This is a genomic window from Pseudomonas sp. P5_B2, assembly GCF_056400445.1.
The window spans coordinates 1-1,167 of the sequence record NZ_JBFULH010001002.1; the positions used below are offsets into that span (position 1 = coordinate 1).

General features: G+C 52.7%; 1 protein-coding gene. It reads right to left on the reverse strand.

The window, feature by feature from the left end:
- Positions 1-131 precede the first annotated feature (131 nt).
- On the reverse strand, positions 132-1,167 hold a 1,036-nt coding region (locus AC1DRJ_RS28685; protein WP_477805111.1), incomplete at its 5' end, for an MmgE/PrpD family protein.

The window sequence follows — 1,167 nt, forward strand, 5'->3', positions numbered from 1 at the left end:
GGTGACGATGAGCGCAGCCTATATCGCCTCTGATGAGCTCCGCAAACGACATTTCATGGGGGCAATTAATGATTTGACGTTATCGTTATCTGCGCCCCAGCATGCCCATATCAATGGCATCCAGGTCACTTTCAGTTGATCGCGTACCCAGTACTGGTTTGCTCAAGGGATTGAAAAATGGGGCTTAAAGCAGCCACAGCCGAGACCGATTGATCCAAATTTATGATCGCATGCTTCACCGCCAGGCTTCGCTGTTGCCCGAGTCCAACAGAGAAGAGATCATATTTTTGATCCAGTTCTTCTGGGGTCAGTGGAGTCTCTGGATCGCCTTTGGCTGCAGTGACCGGGCTTACGATCACGGAGCCATTTTTCGTTGTGATGGTCAGTCGTGAAAGGATCTCGTCAGGGAAACGCTCCGAGATGTCGGAAGCCTCTATGATTTCAATGCGAGAGCTCATAGCCAATATGTCGGGCGAGAAAATAGCTGACCCAGTGACTTCGTCTGGCCCCACCTTGCCTCGGACAATGAGCGCCGCAAGAGGAAACGCTAGTGCGTATTGGGCTTCGTCTGCATTCGACGGTGTGTGGCCCTGCAGGCACATCGACTCGTAGAAGGTTTCAACACGGATTGTTTCTATCGAATCTGAGTTGAGGTGGGGGTAATCACGTTGTAGCTGCAGCATGGCAGTCAGCGCTGGCTGAGCCCATCGGCATACTGGCCAAGGTTTGAAGTACTGACTATCAATTTCCCATCGCTTTCCGATGTCGGCCCAATGCTTGGCGACAGTCGCATCCTCCACTGTCTCTGCAGGTGCTCCAGTCATTCCTTCTTTTGCCATTAAAAGCGCATTCAAGCCTACGAAAGCACCAGCACCATGAGCATCCCGGAGCATTGTAGGGGTTTGAACAACACGCATCATCGGACAGCGGGCACTGAAGTACTCGGCAATGCCTAAGGCGTGTCGGAAGGTCTGTTCATCGAAGTCCAGCATCTTGGAGCCAGCGCACACAACACCAATAGCGGAAAAACCACCGGAAGCATGATAAGTGGGGGAGGTCGCCATCAGCGCAGTACCGGCGCGGAGTGCTGTCTCGTAGCCAATGCATAAGGAGGTCAGAAACTCATGACCGTTCATGTCCTTGCCTTGATGGTGAAGAGCATCCGCT